Consider the following 18,496-nt stretch of genomic DNA (forward strand, 5'->3'; position numbering starts at 1 on the left):
AAAAAGACGCTTACCCATTACAGGAGCGCCTTTTCTCAATTGTTGTGATGGAAATTTACTGTTGCGGAGGGCAGAGCTGCATAAACGTTACTATGCTGCTTGCCTCGTAAGACTGGATATCGCCGGTTGGGCAGTGAATGGCGTAATTCCTAAAGGTTAGGTTCCTGTCGGTATCGCGGTTCTTCCAGCCAGTGTTAATATTGGTGCGTACCCAATCCAGGTACTGGCTTTGGCCGCCATCGGTTATCAGCTGCATCATGTACTGGGCAAATATGGCTTTCAATACGCCTTGTTCGTTAAAATCACTTTCGGCGGGTAAAAGCCCGTTGCCGCCCATTTTGGTTTGGGTGTAGCCGGCTACCAGTTTGGCATCATCCAGGTAGCTAACTTCCTTTGTTTCTTTATAAAGCGCTACTGCTGCGCCTATAGCGGTGCCCTGGTTATAGGTGTAATCCTCATAACCCGGCGCATTATTGCCAATTTTATGATCGGCAATACGGCCCGTTGCGGCGTCCATTAAATTTGCTTTGGACCAGCTATAGATCAATTTTGCTTTATCAAGATAGCTCGCATCACCCGTAATTTTGTACAGGCGCATAGCTGCGATCACCGTAGGGTAATTAATGCAGGCATTTTTGCCGCTGTGCTTAAAATCCCAAAACATGCCGCCATTTGCCGGGTCGTAAGAACCATTCCAAACGCGGTTAAAACCCGCTTTGGCCTTTTGCAGGTAAACATCGTTACCGGTAAGCTGGTTGGCACGGGCCAGGGCCATTACCCACCACATCATATCGTCATAAATAAACCAGGTGGTGGTATTGTCCCAGTTATAGCCGTCGTACTGGTTAAAGCCGCCCTGGTACATATCGTTTATCATGGTGAGTTGCGCCGGGTCTTTGGTTCGCTCGTAAACATTCATGGCCATGTCCCAATAAATAGCCTGCGTCCAAATGGCGGCCAAACCATCGCGGCGGGTGCTGCTGTAATAAAGTTTAGCGCTTGTATTGTAAAAATACCGGTTAAAGGCTGTGTAAGCCGTTGTGGCATCCGCGGCAGTAAAAGAGGTTGGGGTGGTGTCAACCGGTTTGGTATCAACCGGCTTTGTACCTTCGGTACCCTTACTGCAACTCACAGCCGTTATGAGCATGCTCATGGCCATTACATAAAATACTTTTTTCATAGGTAGATGTAGTTTATTTATCGTTTGTTAGTGAATACGGCGCATCTGCGGGCTGTGTTCCCTTTTGTTTATTGGGCTGCGCCGACATACCGAAATTGAGCGTGGCCCCCTTTAGCAGTGCCGAGTGGCTGAGCCAGTTAAAACCGTATGGCTTACCGTTTACATTAAGACTGTTCACATAGCGGTTGGCGCTGCTGTTATTGGCGGCGTTTACAGTTATTGTTTTACCGTTCTCCAGGGTTACGGTAACTTTTTTAAACAGCGGCGCACCCAGTACATACTGGTCGCTGGCCGGTGTTACCGGGTAAAAACCCATGGCAGAGAAGATATACCAGGCCGATGTTTGGCCGTTATCCTCGTCGCCGCAATAACCGTCGGGGGTTGGCTTGTACATTTTGTCCATCACATCGCGTACGTGCTGCTGGGTTTTCCAGGGCTGGCCCGCGTAGTTGTACAGGTACACCATATGCTGGATAGGTTGGTTACCATGCGCGTATTGCCCCATCCCGGCTATCTGCATTTCTCTTATCTCGTGAATTACCTGGTTATAGTAACTGTCATCAAACACAGGCGGAAGGATGAACACCGAATCGAGCTTGGTAACAAACTTTTGGTTGCCGCCTATCAGGTTGATGAGGCCCTGCACATCGTGGAAAACACTCCACGTGTAGTGCCAACTGTTCCCTTCGGTAAAGGCATCGCCCCATTTAAAGGGGTTAAACGGACTTTGAAATTTGCCATCCTTATTTTTACCCCGCATCAGCCTGCTTGCAGGGTCGAACAGGTTTTTATAATTCATGGCGCGTTTGCGATATACTTCTGTTTCGGCAGCAGGGCGGTTGAGTGCTTTGCCAAGTTTATAAATGGAAAAATCGTCGTAAGCGTATTCCAGCGTGCGGGCAGCGTTCTCGTTTATTTCTGCATCATAGGGCACATACCCAAGGTTGTTGTAAAATTCAACCCCGCGGCGGCCGGTAGCATTTGGACCCGTGTTGTTTGCACCATGCAGCAGGGCCTGGTAAAGGGTTTGGATATCATAGCCACGGCCACCTTTTAAGTAAGCCTCGGCAACTACGGACGCAGAATTGTTACCCACCATTACATCGGCATAACCCGGGCTGCTCCACTCGGGCAGCCAGCCGCCTTCTTTGTAATCGTTTAGCAGGCCCTCTTGCATCTCTTTACTCATAGACGGGTAAACAAGGTTGAGAAACGGGTACAGCGCCCGGAAGGTGTCCCAGAAACCTGTCCCGGCAAACATATAGCCCGGCAAAACTTTGCCTGTATAGGGGCTGTAATGCACCATTTGGTTTTTACCATCGAATTCGTACATCCGATTTGGAAAGAAGAGCGCCCGGTACAGGCAGGAGTAGAATGTACGGGTTTGATCAACCGAACCGCCTTCCACCTTCAGTTTGCTCAGCGTATTATTCCAAACGGTTTTTGCCTTTTGCTTGGTGGCGTCGAAGCCATCGTTGCCAACCTCCCGTTTTAAATTCAGTTCGGCTTGTTCTAAGCTGATGAAAGATGATGCTACGCGAAGGTGCACGGCCTCGCCTTTGGTAGTTTTAAAACTGAGTACGGCACCTGCGTTGTCGCCGCGATACTCCAGTTTGCCTGCATCTACCTCCTTATTATGCCAGGCTGACGCGGTAAATGGCTTATCGAGATAAATAACAAAGTAATTCTTAAAATTTGCCGGTACAGCGCCGCTATTGCGCGTGCTATAACCTACAATCTTATTCTCGCCGGGGATGATCTTTACATAAGAGCCTTTATCAAAGGCATCTATCACAATGTGTGAACTATCGCTTTTGGGGAAAGTGAACCTAAAGCTGGCGGCACGTTCGGTGGGCGTAATTTCAGTAGTGACATCGTAATCGGCCAGGTAAACGCTGTAGTAATACGGTTTTGATATTTCCGCCTTGTGCGAAAACCAGCTGGCACGCTCCGTATCTTCAAGTTTTATTTTACCCGTTTCCGGGAAGATGGAGAACTGTCCATAATCATTCATCCAGGGCGATGGCTGATGCGTTTGTTTAAAGCCGAGAATCTTATCTGAGTTATAAGTGTATTGCCAGCCGCTGCCCATTTTACCGGTTTGTGGTGTCCAGGTGTTCATGCCCCAGGGCAGCGCCACAGCGGGGTATGTATTTCCGTTGGACAGAGATGGTTTAGAATCGGTGCCCATTAATGGGTTCACCAGGTCGGCGAGGTTTGTCGTGTTAACCTGTGCAAATGCAAAGGCCGGCAAAAATGCCAGTACGGCTAATAGTGTTTTTTTCATGTACATATTATAAGCGGGTAGTGGCCGTTATACAGCCATACTACACCTGCACGAAAAATTCCGTGCAGGGCAGTGATGGCCGCTCTTTAAACCAACTAAAAATATCTTACCAACTCAATTCAACTTTTATCCCCGCAGGCTCATTGGCAAAGCCGAGGTATACAGTGTTTGAAGAAGCATCCCAGGACGTTTTTACATCTGTAAGCTGCTGCCCCTTACTATTGGTAACTTTTGTGGCCTTGGGTTGCGCCGGCAGCAATACCCGCATGCTGTTTAATGTTTTGATTGGGCTTTTTACCACGAACGAATAGCTTTTTCCTGTTACCCTCTCGTCGTAAGCCCTTGCTGCCGCGGCCAATACCTGGGGTTTTGCTTTATCGGGGATCCTGTTCACATTATACAATAACGATTGCTCGCCGGGGTTGATAATCTTTTGAGCAAGCACCGGCAGTTGTGGGTCGAACAGGTCGATCACCGGGCCTTTGATAGTGTAGGGTTTCGCATCGGCATTCTCGTCCATCACCGAAACCACATCATAAGGGCCTCGCTCCAGGTAGAGGCTGTTTTTAAATTCAAGCTTGCCTGCCTTGGCGTCGTTTTCGTAACCTTGTTTCACCACCTCTACAAATTTCGGGTCGGCATTGGCTTGCAGCACAAACTCCTTTGGATTTTGCCTGATGATGTAAACCGAGCCTTTGCCGAAACTAAATTTCTCCTGCCCGGATGCGCCGTTAATCTTCATCAACTGAAAAAGGTGCTGCGACGGCGCGGTAAATTTGTTACCTTTGGTATCCCACCATTCCATTACCGATTGGTACGGGTCGTCGTCGCGGCCGCAATAAATAAGTACGCCGCCGTCTTTTACCCATTTGGCCAGTGCGGTATGGATCTCTGCTGATACAGGCTTCATGTTAGCATAGCTTACAATCAACACCTTAATGTTTTTTAAGGTAGCGGCGTAAGTGAGGTTTTCCATGTGTACCGTTTGTACCGGTACGCCACGTTTAAGCAGCGGGAGGGTTTGCCCGTAAAAATTGGAAAACTGCGGGTCCTCGAAACCATTATGCGTTGGAAAGCGCTGAAACATCAGCGAATTACTCATCAGCACGCCTATCCCGTTAACACCCGTTACCTTATTTGCCGATGCCGGCATACTGTTTAAAGCATTCACCATGATCTGCATCTGGGTAGAGTAATACTGCGGGATCAGCACTTTTTCGTTGCTGTTGGCCACCTTATAGGGATGGGTGTAGATCCGTTCGGGCCAGGGCATTACTTCATAATCTGCAACTGTTGGGTAAAGCAGCTTGGCTGTAAAGGTTGCCTGGTAGTTCTTTTTATAATCGGCCCAATCGCGCGGCCAATCCTCGATAGGGTCCGTCAAAAAATACATTTTGCGGCCCGTTGGCGCGGTCATAGATACCATGGAGCCATACTCCAAAAAAGCATTTTCAAACACACGCTCTTTTCTTTGGCCGTCGAAAAACGTGGGCTCGCGGGAGGTGCCCGTCCATACCTGGGCGATATAGCCATCGATGCCGGGCAGCGAAGCCAGGCTGGCCTCCGGACTCACAATTTGCCACGATGAATAATTCACGAGCGAATGCGTGGCGATATACACCTTAATGCTTTTGCCTTTGCTTTTACCGTAGGCTTTGGCGTAGTTAGAGGTTTCTTTAATGGCCTCGTAGTACAGGTGATATTTCAACTTACTGGAGAGGTAGGTATTCTCTGCCGATTCGTGCTGGGGTTTCCAGGGGAAGCCATAATACTTTTGCCATTCTTCTTTAAAGGGTTGGCTGTAACCGGCTCTCGCCCAAAATTCGGGCTCTTCTAAAAAGATGTCGGTTATACCGGCATCTATCACCCGTTTGATGACGGCGGTCTTCATGTATTCGATAAAAGATTTAACCGGCACCACGTAAGGCATATCCTTCCCATGGAATATGGTATCGCCTTTTTGGGTAACCTGCCCAACACCGAGGTGGTTGATGCCGTCCCATTTGCCTAAAAAGTAATCTTTGTAGTCGCCCCAGGCTATGCCTGTCATAAATTGAGTTTGATAGCCGTGATCGCGCCAGGATTGCACGCGTTGTTCAAAGGTCATCCCCGGGCGATCATTCACCCCGTATACAATGGCAATATCCGACCGCACATCTATCTCGGGGATCCAGGGACTGCTGGTTTGGAACGCTGTTTTCTGTTTTAATGCAACAGGCTTCCCCGGCTGGGCATATACCCCTCCAGCGAGCGCCACCAATGCGCAGCTTAATAAAAATTTTCTCATAAGTTGTATTTAAAAACCTGCCCGGAGCGGTTGGACCTCCGCCCCGGAACAGGATGAACATATCTAAGGAACACTAATCGTTTTCACATCTGTGTAGTTGTAGTACTTCAAACCATAATTGGTACGGGCACCTATGCGGACAAAATAATCGCGTTTGGTGGGGAGCGGACCACCCTTTGTTGTAAGGGTTATGGTTTGGCCCAGTTGGGCATTGGCCGATGAACCGCTAAAATCTGTCTGCGGGGAATACCGGTTATCGTAATTGTTGTTACCTACAAATTTGTTGGAGTTTAAAAACAAGTGCACATCGGTAATATCATTCTGAAACGCCGGATCGCTGGTTCCGCGGGTGATCTTAAAACTGGCCGAAACGGTACCGTCTGCATTTAAAACCGGCTCGCCAACCCACTCAACCCGTAGCAACGGGTCAACCGAAAAATTAACGGTAGTAGTGCCTTTTATATCAACGGTTTGGCTTTTATCAACCGTGGTAGCACCGCTGCCATCTGTTTGCACGAGCGGTACAAAAGCACCTTCGGCACTAATTTTATTTTTGCCCGCAAACAGTTTGGTGTAGTTAAAAGTACCATCCTGCATAGATGCTATGTAAAAAGGCGTAGGGTTATCGCTCCAGCTGATCTCCAGCAGTTTAATGCGCGTTCCGCCGCCACCGTTCTCAGTTTGCAGGGTTTTGCCTGTGCCGGCGTCAATTACGCTGCCCGTAAGGGTTTCCTGCGGCTCTTCGTAATTATCCAGTTTCTTGCATGACGATCCCCCCAGGGCTATCGCGCATACGGCTATTGTATATAATATCTTTTTCATGTTGTTAGCTGATTAATAACCGGGGTTTTGAATTAACTTCTGACTTTTCTGGATCTCGCCATTCGGGATCTCTTCGTAGTACCAGCGCACATCAAAAGTGTAGCGAACGTTACGCTCATCTGTCCGCGCATCAAAGAAGTACTTTTTGTCGTTTGCCGAATAAAATGGCATCAATACGCGGTAAATGGTAGAGTTTTGCTCGGTATCAGCAGTTCTCCATCTCCTCATATCCCACCAGATTTTGTTCTCAAAACCAAGCTCTTTCCTTCTTTCTTTACGAACCACGTTTACGTTCGACAGATCGCCGGGGCCCGCAAGTAAAGTAGCGCCCGCTCTTTCACGGATCTGGTTAATATCCAGGAAAGCATCCTGCAGGTAATCCTTATCGTTCTGCCCCAAAGCATTTAATTCGTATGCGGCCTCGGCGCGGTTAAGCAATACCTCGGCGTAGCGCATCTCTATCCAGGTTTGGTCAGAGCGGTTCTCCAATACCTCTGAAGTTGGTTTATCGGGAACCAGGTATTTACGGATAGAAAAGCCTGATATAGCGCAGGTACCGTCGCCGGTGAAAACACCACTTAAACCTGCCGGGTTCATGGTTGTACCATCGGGCAATTTGTAGGGCGTTTGATTTGCGTTTGATGATTGAACGATATTTGCTGTTGGATAATTTGACGTAGAACCCGGCGCTAAAATCGGGCTGATCCCACCCGCCGAACTACCAGTGTAAATACCCCTGCGTATCTCTATGCTCTGGCCTTTAAACTGGTCTCCGGGCAGGATAACGGTTGCCCTTAACCTTGGCTCGGCATTGGCAAAAAGATCCATGGTATTGGTGTACAGATCGTATTTACCGGATGTTGTTGTCCTGAGTGTTCCGTCGGCATTTTTGGGAAGGCCGTCAAACAGTTCAACATAATTCAAAGTTGGGTTTACCGCAGATGAATAACCATTGCCACCCATTAACTGGCGCGGAACGTTATAAGCATCATAACCGTGAACAGATTCGGGGTAATGGTACTGTTTCACAAAAATGTTCTCGTTGCTGCTTTCATCATAAAACATGTTCACATAGTTTTGAAACTGTGCTTCCTTATCGCCTGCGGCCCATACTTTTTTATAAAGGCTGTATTTAGGCGCTACCAACAACGCTGCATCGTAAGCAGCTTTAAAATAAGTTACCGCTTTGCTCGACGGGATGCCGCATACGCGATTGCCGGCACCATCAGACAAGGTAGTTGTGTTGTATTTGGCAATAGAACCCGCATAAAGCATAGCCCTTGATTTAAATGCCGCGGCAGCATATCTGTTGGCGCGACCTGCCTGGTTAGACTCTGATAAATTAGCGTATGCAAAATCAAGGTCCGCAGCAACAAAATCGTAAACAGCCTCTTCGGATGCGCGGGCTATGTTCAGGTCGTCGATATTGGCGGTTGGGTATTCCAGCACCTTATCCACTATCGGTACGCCGCCGTAACGTTTTACCAGCGCGAAGTAGGTAAGCGCGCGTATAAAGCGTGCTTCGCCCAGCCATGAATTAACCTGCGCAGGTGTATAAGTGCTGGCATACTTAGGCATATTCTCAATAAAGTAATTGGCATCCCTTATCAGCTTATAGCAGTCGCCCCAGGGCGATTCGCCTACGTTTTCCTGCATAGCGCCGTTTTGGTCGCGGCTTAGTGCCTCGCCGGTAACAGCAGGAAAGGGGCTGATGATCCAAAAGAAGTTTAGTCCGCGCTGCGGTGAATACCTGAAATCTTCTATCGGCAGCTCGCTATAGATGCGCGCCATATAGGCCTGTATACCGCCTGTGCTTGTAAAAACGTCCTTATCCTGTATAATGTTGATAGGAGGTACGTCGAGCTTTTTACATGCTGTTGTCCAGCAAACCAAAAAGCATATGATGATATATATATTCTTTTTCATGTTGATGATCTTATAACTTAACATTTACGCCCAGTGAATATGTCTTGTTGAGGGGGTACAGGTACCCGTACGTGCTGGATGGGTGCTCCGGATCGAGGTATTTTACCCCGGTAAAGGTTAGCAGGTTGTACCCGGTAACAAAGATCCTGGCGCCTTTTATGCCTATCTTTTTGGCAAAGCCCGATGAAAGGCTGTAACCCAACTCAGCAGATTTTAACCTCAGATACCTGGCGTTCTGGATATTGAACATCGAGTTCACATCGGCAGTAGTACCGGTTAGCGCGTAGTTGCCGGGGATCCAAACTGTGTTTGGGTTGTATGGATCGGCGTTAGGATCGGCCGGGTGGTACCTGTCCAGGAACATGGCAAGTGCGCTGCCTCCGCCCCATAGCGGGGTATTTAATTGCTCGAAATACGATACGGTAACACCTGTAGCACCTTGCCATACGGTATTAAAATCGAAACCTTTATACGAGCCACCAAGCGTTAAACCGAAGGTGGTTAAGGGCGCACTGTTATAAGCGATAGGGTGTACGTCGTCTCCGTTGATCTGCCCGTCGCCGTTCCAGTCCTCGTAAACATAATCGCCTACCACTGCGTTGCGCGATACGAATTGCCCGCTGTTGAGGATATCCTGGTAGTTGGTATAACGCCCGTTTGCGCCAAGGCCCCAGTAAATGTTGTCCCAACGATTGTTCTGGTTGTTATGCCAATTAAGCTGGGAGTTGCCAAAAGCAGCCTGCACAACGGTACGCCTCATGGTGCGCGCATAGGCCAGGTTTCCCTTTAAAAAGTAGTTAAACCCGCCAATATGGTTGCGATGACTTAGCTCTATTTCGAAACCCTGAGTGCGGTCGCTGTTTAAATTCTCTTGCGGCAGATTAGCACCCACAATACTTGGCAAATTAAGGATCTGCGTACCCAACAAGCCGTTCCGGTCACGGCGGAACGCATTAAAGGTTGCGCCTAACAACCCGTTCCACGCTTCAAGGTCGACACCGATGTTATAAGTTTCGGCATTGAACCAGGTAAGGTTAGGGTTTGCAATACCCAAATTTTGGGTGCCGTTGACAAAGGTCCCGTCGAAAACAGAACCCGGAGGCAACTGGTTGTTGGAACCATCGGCAGGGAAACGATAACCGGTAAGGAACTGGTAAGCCAAGGCAGAGTCGTCACCCACTTTTCCGTAGGAAACGCGGAACTTCAGGTCGTTGATGAACGATAATGCCGACCATTTCTTCCAGAAATCTTCCTGGGAGATCCTCCAGCCTAATGAACCCGCCGGGAAAAAGCCCCAGCGTTTAAGCGGAGAGAACCGGGAAGAACCATCGTTACGGAAACTGAACTCGGCAAGGTATTTTGATTTGTAGTTGTAGTTGATACGGCCAACTATCGATTTATTGGTGTAATTATAAATATCACCGGAATTTGATGAGCCCACCTGGTTTTCGCTGCTTCCTGAGAAAAGCTGGTCAACCGCAAGGGAGAGCTCGCGCTGCGCATAAAAATTATCCTGCTGGCGGTTATTCTCTTCGTACAGCAATAAGCCGGTGAAGCTATGGTTGCCAAAAGTACGGTCGTAGTTTAAAGAAAGCTGGGTTAAAGTACCCGGGCGTTCAAAAAACTCGCGGCGGAAAGTTGCCGGGGTTTGATTTGGCACAGCCGAATAGCTGTCCGAGTTTGCATCGTAGTTGTATTGGTTATACGATTTTTGGTAGATGCGGTTGCTGGAGTTATAATAATCGTAGCTGAACAAGCCTTTAGCGCTTAAGCCCGGAACGAAGGGCACGCTGTAGGTTGCAGAGATCTGCGATTGGAACCACTTGTTATTGTAAACCCGGTAACCGTTCACATTAGCATCCGAAAGCGCAACGGGGTTGGAGCCGTCAACCTGCCCTACGTTCAGGTAATCGGGGTTGTTGTTTGCGTAGATAGATTGTGTTGGCACCTGCCTCCAAAAGGACCTGATGATCCACCAGGCATCCTGGTAAGGCTGGTTCTTTTGGTCCATGGTACCGTTGATGTTGAGGTCTACCGTTAGGTTTTTGGTGATGTGGGTAGTTAGGTTCGACCTCAGGTTGTAGCGTTTGTAGTTAAGGTCGCTGCTGCGCAGGAAACCGTCCTGCTGGGTAATACCCGCGCTGATAAAGTAATTGGTGTTTTCGTTACCGCCCATAGCATTTAGGTTATGCTGCGATTGTGGCACACTGTTTTTTATTACAGGTGTATACCAATCGGTAGTGGTACGGGTGCCGTTGGTATAGGCATCAAAATCTGCCGGTGAATACTTTACCTGGCCGCCATTTACATTGTGCAGTAACTGCTCGTTCACCAGGGTCATGTAATCTATCGCGCCTACCGGTTTTGGTAAGCCTGATGGTACCTGGAAACCGTAAGTGCCCGAGTAGTTGAGCTCCAGCGATCCTTTTTTCCCTTTTTTGGTAGTTACTAAAACCACACCGTTTGCCGCACGCACACCGTAGATGGCAGCTGCTGCATCCTTCAGTACCGATACGCTTTCGATATCGTTTGGATCGAGCCGGGTAATGTTATCGCGCGGAACGCCGTCGATGATCACCAATGGATCGCCAAAGCCACGGATGCTAAATGAGTTATCGAATGAGCCCGGCTCGGCTGAGTTTTGGGTTACACGCAAACCGGCTACTTTACCGGTAAGCGAGTTAAGCACGTTTTCGTTCTTGGTAGTCACGATCTCGCTGCTGTTTACGGTAGCAACAGAACCGGTTACAGTAACCTTCTTTTGCGTACCGTAACCAACTACTACCACCTCATTAAGCGTTGAAGACGCCTGCATTAAAGTGATACTGACAGATGGCTGGTTGCCGATAACAACATCCTGTGTTGCATACCCCAGGAAAGAGAACTGGAGCGTTTGGCCCTGATTTACAGCGATGGAATATTTACCGTTTACATCAGTAACAGTGGCTGTACCCGCCTCTTTAACTTTTACGGTTACACCGGGCAATACCCCGGCGTTGTCTGATACCGTACCGGTAATGGTTTTGGTTTGTGCGAAAGATGTGCTCCACATCAATACAAACAGCAGCGGCATCATACAATACTGCACCGCCCGCCTGATCTTCACACCATAGTGAATGCGATGGCATCCACCATAATTAGTAAAATTTTCACTCATAGGTTTATTGGTTTTAAACTGGTTATTGCCGGTGATAAAGTCGCTGGTCAACGGCCGCATCTGGTTTACCGACGAGCAAGTATAGACGGGGAAGTATTAAAAGATGGGTTAAAAAAGGGGTTAATCCGGTCAAAAATTTATTAACCAGGCAAAAATTAACCCCAAAAATGCAGTATTGGTTAAAGCGGCTGCTTTATTTACAGATCTTATCGAAATGGATGGGGTATTCGCCGCCGAGTGAGCGGGCATAATCGGCAACAAATTCATCGTAGGCGCGCCTGGCAACATCAACACCCTTTATCCGGCGGAGCGCCTTGAGCTTGAATTTTAGCGCGGTATCATTAAAAGGATCTATGGCCATTACAACCCTGCATAGGTCGAGCGCTTTTTTGCGCTCGCCGCCATCATAGATCCGCCTTATTTCGGGAACGACGATCTGCAGTAGCGATTCTTCATATCCGACCTTGGTTTCATCTAACCAGGGTTCCTGTATATCGGGCAATAGTGCCCCGCGCGAAAACAGGTCGAGCTGCGTGGCTACTAACTCGTCGGGCGTTATATGGTGCTGTTTAAGTTGTGTTATGGCATCTGCTACGGCAAAGTAATCGCAGAAAAACACCTCCTGCAAAACAAAGCAATAGGTATCGTTCACAAAGCTGAGTTCGATGCCATCAATATCCGCTATGATGTTTCGCAGGTGGTTAATGGTTACCCCCCTGATGTTCTTTGTTTTGGTAACCTCCTTATCGGGCCATAGGGTGGCGGAGATCTTTTTGGATACCACACCATGCCCGGCGCGGCTGTTCAAAAGAACGAGAACGAATAGCTGCTTTATTTTAGGGCTGAACATATACGAGATATCCCTCCCGGTTTTATCAAACACCGCGAAATCGCCCAATATGTAAACCGCGTTGGGTTTCTTTTCGGTTGCCTTCTTTGTATTGTAAACATCCTCCGAAGGATCATTTTCATCGCCGCTCTCCAGCGCTTTTAACCGGCGCTTTCTAAGCACGTACCATACGGCTGCCGCAGCAATCAACAAAACAATTACCAGGTACTTAATATAACGACTAAAACCCGCGGCGGCCGGCTGTTGCGAGGCCAGGTAAGCCGACTGGCTGACCGGCGGGGCAGCCAATGTAAAAACACGAACGGTCGATCTGGTTGGTGATGTAAATTCCTGCGCGGTACAAATAAATTGGTCCTGTTTGACATCGTAAAACAAGTTAAAATCGCTTTCTATCCGTTCGGAAGTAACAGGGATGGCGGCGCTCACTATTTCATAGGAGCCATCTTTTATGGAAAATTTGTAAAGCCGCAAGTTGGTTTTGGGTTTTTCGTGCGGGTAACATAAAGCGTAAAAATACTTTTTATCCTTCGATAGGATAAGGTTGTTGGCCGATACAAAGGGTTCCTCATCCGGCTTTATTTCCCAGCACTTTTTTATGGTGCGGGTAGTTAGGTTAACCCGGTACAGGTCGTAATAATGCGTACCGCCAACTATTTGGTTGCCCGATTGATTACCATATCCGCCAAAAATGTAAACCTCATTATGCTCATCGGCCTGGCTGCTGCCCGAAAAAAAACGGGGCGCGATGGTATCTCCTTTAAAGGCAACATTCTCCCATTTGTCGGCGTCCTCGTTATACTTAAAAAAATCTTTGTGGTACGAGAAGGAGCCATAGCCGCCAAACAGGTAAATATTACGTTGGTCTTTATCAAAAAACGCGTTGTGGTGGTGCCGTTGGTCTTTAATAAAACCTTTACCTATATCCTCCCATGTTAGCGTTGCCAGATCGAGCGCTGCTATGCTGCGCGAGGTATCGGGCGGCAGCACCTCGTATACATAACATTTGTTTAGCCGGGTATTAATAACACTCTTGGCCAGCAAAAGTGCCATTGGCAACCTGTTTTGAAATGGTTTTATCTCGATGCGTTCTTTGGGCAAATCATACGTCAGCAGCGAATCGCTCTTAAAAATAAAAAGCTGCTGTTTATCCGCATCGAAGTTTAGCCCGGCCACTTCAAAAAAATTCTTGCTGAATTTCGGCATCCAGGAATACGACTCGTTAATCAACCATGCCGGGTGATCTACGTATCCAAGCGCGTCGCCCTCATCGTTATGAACGGCGCTACCTTTCCATTCCGCCAGCGGGAAAAAGTAACGATCATCCGCATCGTTAATGACGAGGTTTTTTATGGCCATCTTGGGCACATCAGAGTAATGCGGGTTTTTACCAAAGGTTATTTTCGGTGTAATTTTATCCTCGAAACCAAAATCCTTCGCCCGGTAGCTTTTGCCGTTCACCAAAAATTCAACCGTGTTATTGGCAAGGCCAATATCGACTTTAACCGGCATCCACTTCCGTTTTTTTAGCTGGGCAAGGTTAAGCGGGATCTCAATTTTGTTGCTTTTGCTATCAATATTAAAATTCAAGGCCGGCGAGCCGTTGTGATTATAAATATAGGTAAGGCTGTAAGAATTGTTGCGGGTATCGGTAATGTTAAAAACGTAACCAAGGTGGTCGTTATCCCATAACGACAGATCGAAACTTATGGTTAAATGATTATGAAAGGTTGGTACATTATCAGCAAAAACAACATACGATGTACGTTTGCTCATCAGGCTGTCGTTGGAGTTGAACTGCAGACCCTGGGCACTTCCCTGCGACGTTACCAAGGCAAATAACAAAAAGGCACAGCAATTTTTATATACCGCTTTAAAGGGTAATAAATATCTGTTAAACATTTTCATTTTGGCGGGCACGGGGTAGTTAGATGCAAACAAGTGTGCAAATTTAGCTTTTTTCGTGGCCAAAAGCGGCTAATTTATTAACGTGCAGGGAAATCGTTTTAGAATTTTCACCGGTTTATTCAGTAATGATTTACTTAATTACGCATGTTCGGGCGTGTTCGGGCTGTTCGCGCTCCATGTCGAACGCGAACAAGCCTAAAAGTAATTGAAATATTGCCCAAAATCGGTACTGTTAGTGGCGGTATCAGGGGGTAATTGCTGTACACCCATCTGCCTAAACTATAGCGAAGCTCTCCTGGTATAGTAAAAGGGCACTTCCGTTTTTCTTTTGGTGCTTTCTAATATCATGCTTGCCGCCACGGCACCCATGTACTTAAAATCGGTTGATATGGTGGTGATGCCATTAAGCAGCACCTTTTTTAAAGGCGTTTCGTTGTACGATATGACGCCTACATCTTTGCCTGCTTTAAACTTGTACTCTAAAATTCGCTCCAGCAAAACCACCAGGTCGTCTTCCATCAGGCTGATGAACACCTCGCCTTTATTTATCGAGGCATCGCTGATATTATTGATCACTTCGTGGTTAAACGCGTACTGCTGGCAAAAGCGTTTAAAGCCGCTGATGATCTCCACCGGGAAATACGTTTGCTCCGGGAACACCAATTTGATGGTGTGATACTTACTTAACTGGGTACGCGCCTGGTAAAGCGCGTTGTAAATATCCTTCTCAAAATTCTCATACACCACGCTGTATTCGCCGGTTATGCCGGGGATGTTCTTATCCAGCAATATCAGTTTATCCTTGGGTATGGCGTTGATCACCTCGTTGGCGTTTTCACCACCTTCTATAAAGTGGGGGATAATTACATAATGAGAGTAATCCTCCCCCTGTTTGGATTGCAACAGTTTTTTAAAAAGATTGAAATCGTTGTTGTAAATATAAAAATCGATGGCCACATCATCTCCCAGGGCAGCAACCAGTGAATCGTATATGATCTTTTTATGCGCGCTCAGCTTGTTGAACAACAAAAATATTTTCAGTTTCTGTCGAAAATCGAGGTTGGAGATACAATACCCTTTGCCCGGAAAAGAGGTAACCACCCCGATCTTTTTAAGATGCCGGTAGCTTTTATGAATGGTATCCCGCGAGATGTCGAACTGGTAACTCAGCTCGTTAATAGACGGTAGAAGGTAATCCTTTTTAATAACGCCCGCTTCCAGCGCGTTGATGATGGAATTGGCTAATTGTAAATATTTGGGCGTTGCGGAATATTCGTCAATCCTGATAAAATCATAAAGGGTGCGCTGCTTCATGAAATAGTAATTAGATCATATTTCTTGTAAAGCACATATTTACGGATATTTCGTTCATCCACCAACAACATCTTGTATCATTCAAAACAGTTTATGATCATAGCGTAATAGCTTCGCCTGCCGAGTAATATTTTAATTCGACGATATCATTGGGGATTGGCTTAGTGTTCCATTCTTTATGGATGCTTAACGCGGCACCAACTGCAGAAGCCTGGGCCATCGAAGCGGCAAAGGTTTCCATGTTTTGAAAAGAAGAAGCGAGCAAATGCATGTAAATACTGTTTTTGCTAAAGCCGCCGTCTACAAAGATCCTTTTTACGGGCGTGTTGTTTAACACGAGTTTGGTAGATTCTACCTGTAATCTTACCAGGTCGAAGATCAATTGGTGATAAGCTTCCACATCGTTATTAAATGTCGACAAATCCCTTGATGCAAATACCGATTCCTTGGCAAAGCCTGTTTTTTGTGCTGGTGTATTTTGCTTTTTAAGCTTAGCCATCACCTCAGGGTCGAAAGGGAGGTTCCTGAATTTGATGGCATCCTGGTTAAAATGGGCGGCTATCCTTTTCACCTGCTGCTCGTGTTCGAATCCGGAAAACAAACGCGAGGCCTTTACATGCTTCCCTTTGTACTGGATGTAAAAAAGGCAATCCTTATCCAGTTCATCTGCCGTTAGGGGCGATTGGTTAAAGGGGTTTAAACTGATGCACCAGGTGCCTGTTGAAATCAGAATAAAGGGTTCGCTAAAATTCACCAGGTAGGGTATCAGCGCCGCCGAACTATCGTGCAGACCTACGCCTACTTTATAGTTATTACCCGGGAACAAGGCTGGTAAAGCCTTATCCGCAGCAGCTATAGGGGCGAGCTTTAAAGCCAGCCCTTCGCGCTGTACCCATTCGTGGTAGCGGTCGTTCGCAAAATCCCACAGCGCGGTATGGCAGCCTATGCTGGTGAGATCGGAATAGTATTGGCCCGAAAGCAAAAAGCTTAAATATTGCGGCAAATGCAGGGCGTATTTTATGTGCTGATACAATTCCGGCTTTTCGTACTTTACGCGGTAAAGCTGCAAACCCGAATTTAGGTTACCCAAAATAGGGGAGGCGGTTTCGGTACTAAACTTAAGCTCTCCGCCATAAGTTGAATAAAACTGATTACCGAGGTCTTCCGGGTAGGGTTTAAGGTAATTATACAATGGCGCTACCGCCTGGCCGGATTCATCTAAATAAACAAAACTTGCGCCATACGCGGAAAAATTCACCGCCTTTACCTGAAATTCCTTCAACCTGAAAATTTCACTCAGCGAATCGAAAACCGACAAGCGCAGGCTCTGCAGGTTTTCGCAAGCAAAGCCATCCTCATCAACCGTCTCTATAAACCGCGCAGTTTTTTCAAAAACAATACGGTAGTCCCGATCAAACAGGAACAGCTTTTTATTGGTCTTACCTACATCAAATATGGCTATGACAGGTATGGCGTTCATCATATTACAATCCCGTAGCTACCGTTTTTAAACCACGTTCGCTTATTAATTGTTCGCGTACGCTTAACCTCCTATACGCACTAACCGGGTCTAACGAACCACCGTTTCGCAGGCTGGCTTCCGCAACAAGCGGCCTTACATCTGTGCGATAGGCTTGCTGTAGTATCTCCTGCGCCAAAGTTATATCGTTGTTGTTTTGCGCCGCAATTAACGCCGTTTTATCTACAATAAGCGCTTGTGCATAAGCAATTTTGATAGCCTGTACCGATTGCAGCAGATCCTCTACCGGGTCTTTAACATTATGCGAGGCATCTATCATCCAGCCCAGATCGGTTGCATGGTTCATGCCCCTTGCGTCCATTCCTTCTACCAGTTCGTTAAATATCAGGAACAATTGGTATGGGTTAATACTGCCAACGGTTAGGTCGTCATCGCCGTATTTTGAATCGTTGAAGTGGAAACCGGCAAGCTTATTCTCCATCAGCAATATGGATACGATCTGCTCGATATTGGTGCCCTGCAGGTGGTGGCCAAGATCAACCAGGGTTGATGCCTTTGGACCAAGTTTAGATGCCAGCAGGTAAGACTGGCCCCAGTCGCCAATGGTAGTGGAGTAAAAATTTGGCTCGTAGGGTTTGTATTCTACCCAAACCTTCCAATCATCCGGCAAAGCCTCGTAAATTTCCTGCAGGCTTTCCAAAGTATTTTGAAACGCCTTGCGGAAGTTGAGCTGCCCCGGGAAATTAGAGCCATCCGAAAGCCATACAGAGAGTGCATTTGAATTTAGCTGCACACCGTATTTGATCACCTCGATATTGTGCTCAATGGCCTGCTTGCGCACTGCTTTATCAGTATGGTGTAGCGAACCAAACTTGTAGCTCAGCTTTTGATCTTTCTGATCCTGAAAGGTGTTTGAGTTTACGGCATCAAAATGCAAGCCGTGTTGCGCCGCTAACGTGTTCATCATTGCTGCGTTCTCCGGGATATCCCAGGGGATGTGCAGGGAAATAGAATTGCTGGACTTGTTTAAGGCATGTATCACGCCTACATCGGCTATCTTCTCCTCCAGGCTGCGCGGCTCGCCACCACCCGAAAAACGACCGAAGCGGGTGCCGCCGGTACCCAAAGCCCAGCTGGGTATGGCAACGTTGAAAGCGCCAAGTTTGGTCAGCACGCCTTCAGCGTTATCAACGTCGGCCGCGATGTGCTCAAACTGACGTGTATGTTTAGCGCTTAGCTGATGGTTAAGCTCATCAACCTTATGTTTCTCAATTTGCATTTGGTTATA

General features: G+C 47.3%; 10 protein-coding genes. All 10 read right to left on the reverse strand.

What is annotated here, in order from left to right:
* Nucleotides 1-55: 55 nt before the first annotated feature.
* Nucleotides 56-1,180: a glycoside hydrolase family 76 protein gene (locus tag ABIX36_RS09875; protein WP_348082001.1), complete on the reverse strand. Its 1,125-nt coding sequence runs from the start codon at nt 1,178-1,180 to the stop codon at nt 56-58.
* A gap of 13 nt (nt 1,181-1,193) precedes the next feature.
* Nucleotides 1,194-3,473, reverse strand: coding sequence for a GH92 family glycosyl hydrolase (locus ABIX36_RS09880; RefSeq protein WP_348082002.1), 2,280 nt, complete (start codon nt 3,471-3,473; stop codon nt 1,194-1,196).
* Between the two features lie 100 nt (nt 3,474-3,573).
* Nucleotides 3,574-5,754 carry a hypothetical protein gene (locus tag ABIX36_RS09885; RefSeq protein ID WP_348082003.1) on the reverse strand — a complete coding sequence of 727 codons (2,181 nt, stop codon included), beginning with the start codon at nt 5,752-5,754 and terminating at the stop codon, nt 3,574-3,576.
* 63 nt (nt 5,755-5,817) lie between these two features.
* Nucleotides 5,818-6,576 (reverse strand): DUF3823 domain-containing protein, encoded by a 759-nt coding sequence (locus tag ABIX36_RS09890; protein WP_348082004.1) that lies wholly within the window; start codon nt 6,574-6,576, stop codon nt 5,818-5,820.
* A 12-nt stretch (nt 6,577-6,588) separates the two neighbouring features.
* On the reverse strand, nt 6,589-8,502 hold the full coding sequence (locus ABIX36_RS09895; protein WP_348082005.1) for a RagB/SusD family nutrient uptake outer membrane protein: 1,914 nt from the start codon (nt 8,500-8,502) through the stop codon (nt 6,589-6,591).
* A 10-nt stretch (nt 8,503-8,512) separates the two neighbouring features.
* Complete coding sequence (locus ABIX36_RS09900; protein ID WP_348082006.1) at nt 8,513-11,659, reverse strand: TonB-dependent receptor; 3,147 nt, start codon at nt 11,657-11,659, stop codon at nt 8,513-8,515.
* 193 nt (nt 11,660-11,852) lie between these two features.
* Nucleotides 11,853-14,477: a hypothetical protein gene (locus ABIX36_RS09905; RefSeq protein WP_348082007.1), complete on the reverse strand. Its 2,625-nt coding sequence runs from the start codon at nt 14,475-14,477 to the stop codon at nt 11,853-11,855.
* 216 nt (nt 14,478-14,693) lie between these two features.
* The gene (locus ABIX36_RS09910; protein WP_348082008.1) at nt 14,694-15,728 is read right to left on the reverse strand and encodes a GntR family transcriptional regulator; all 1,035 of its coding nucleotides are present in this window, start codon (nt 15,726-15,728) and stop codon (nt 14,694-14,696) included.
* Nucleotides 15,729-15,825: 97 nt separating this feature from the next.
* Nucleotides 15,826-17,211: an FGGY family carbohydrate kinase gene (locus tag ABIX36_RS09915; protein WP_348082009.1), complete on the reverse strand. Its 1,386-nt coding sequence runs from the start codon at nt 17,209-17,211 to the stop codon at nt 15,826-15,828.
* Between the two features lies 1 nt (nt 17,212).
* Nucleotides 17,213-18,487, reverse strand: a complete 1,275-nt coding sequence (locus ABIX36_RS09920; protein WP_348082010.1) for a TIM barrel protein — start codon at nt 18,485-18,487, stop codon at nt 17,213-17,215.
* Nucleotides 18,488-18,496: the final 9 nt, after the last annotated feature.

It is taken from the genome of Mucilaginibacter sp. (assembly GCF_039925265.1).
In the GTDB taxonomy this organism is placed as follows: Bacteria; Bacteroidota; Bacteroidia; order Sphingobacteriales; family Sphingobacteriaceae; genus Mucilaginibacter.

Coding starts and splice junctions, on each gene's coding strand:
- ABIX36_RS09875 (WP_348082001.1), bottom strand. CDS start 1,180: ATGAAAAAAGTATTTTATGTAATGGCCATGAGCATGCTCATAACGGCT.
- ABIX36_RS09880 (WP_348082002.1), bottom strand. CDS start 3,473: ATGTACATGAAAAAAACACTATTAGCCGTACTGGCATTTTTGCCGGCC.
- ABIX36_RS09885 (WP_348082003.1), bottom strand. CDS start 5,754: ATGAGAAAATTTTTATTAAGCTGCGCATTGGTGGCGCTCGCTGGAGGG.
- ABIX36_RS09890 (WP_348082004.1), bottom strand. CDS start 6,576: ATGAAAAAGATATTATATACAATAGCCGTATGCGCGATAGCCCTGGGG.
- ABIX36_RS09895 (WP_348082005.1), bottom strand. CDS start 8,502: ATGAAAAAGAATATATATATCATCATATGCTTTTTGGTTTGCTGGACA.
- ABIX36_RS09900 (WP_348082006.1), bottom strand. CDS start 11,659: ATGAGTGAAAATTTTACTAATTATGGTGGATGCCATCGCATTCACTAT.
- ABIX36_RS09910 (WP_348082008.1), bottom strand. CDS start 15,728: ATGAAGCAGCGCACCCTTTATGATTTTATCAGGATTGACGAATATTCC.
- ABIX36_RS09915 (WP_348082009.1), bottom strand. CDS start 17,211: ATGATGAACGCCATACCTGTCATAGCCATATTTGATGTAGGTAAGACC.
- ABIX36_RS09920 (WP_348082010.1), bottom strand. CDS start 18,487: ATGCAAATTGAGAAACATAAGGTTGATGAGCTTAACCATCAGCTAAGC.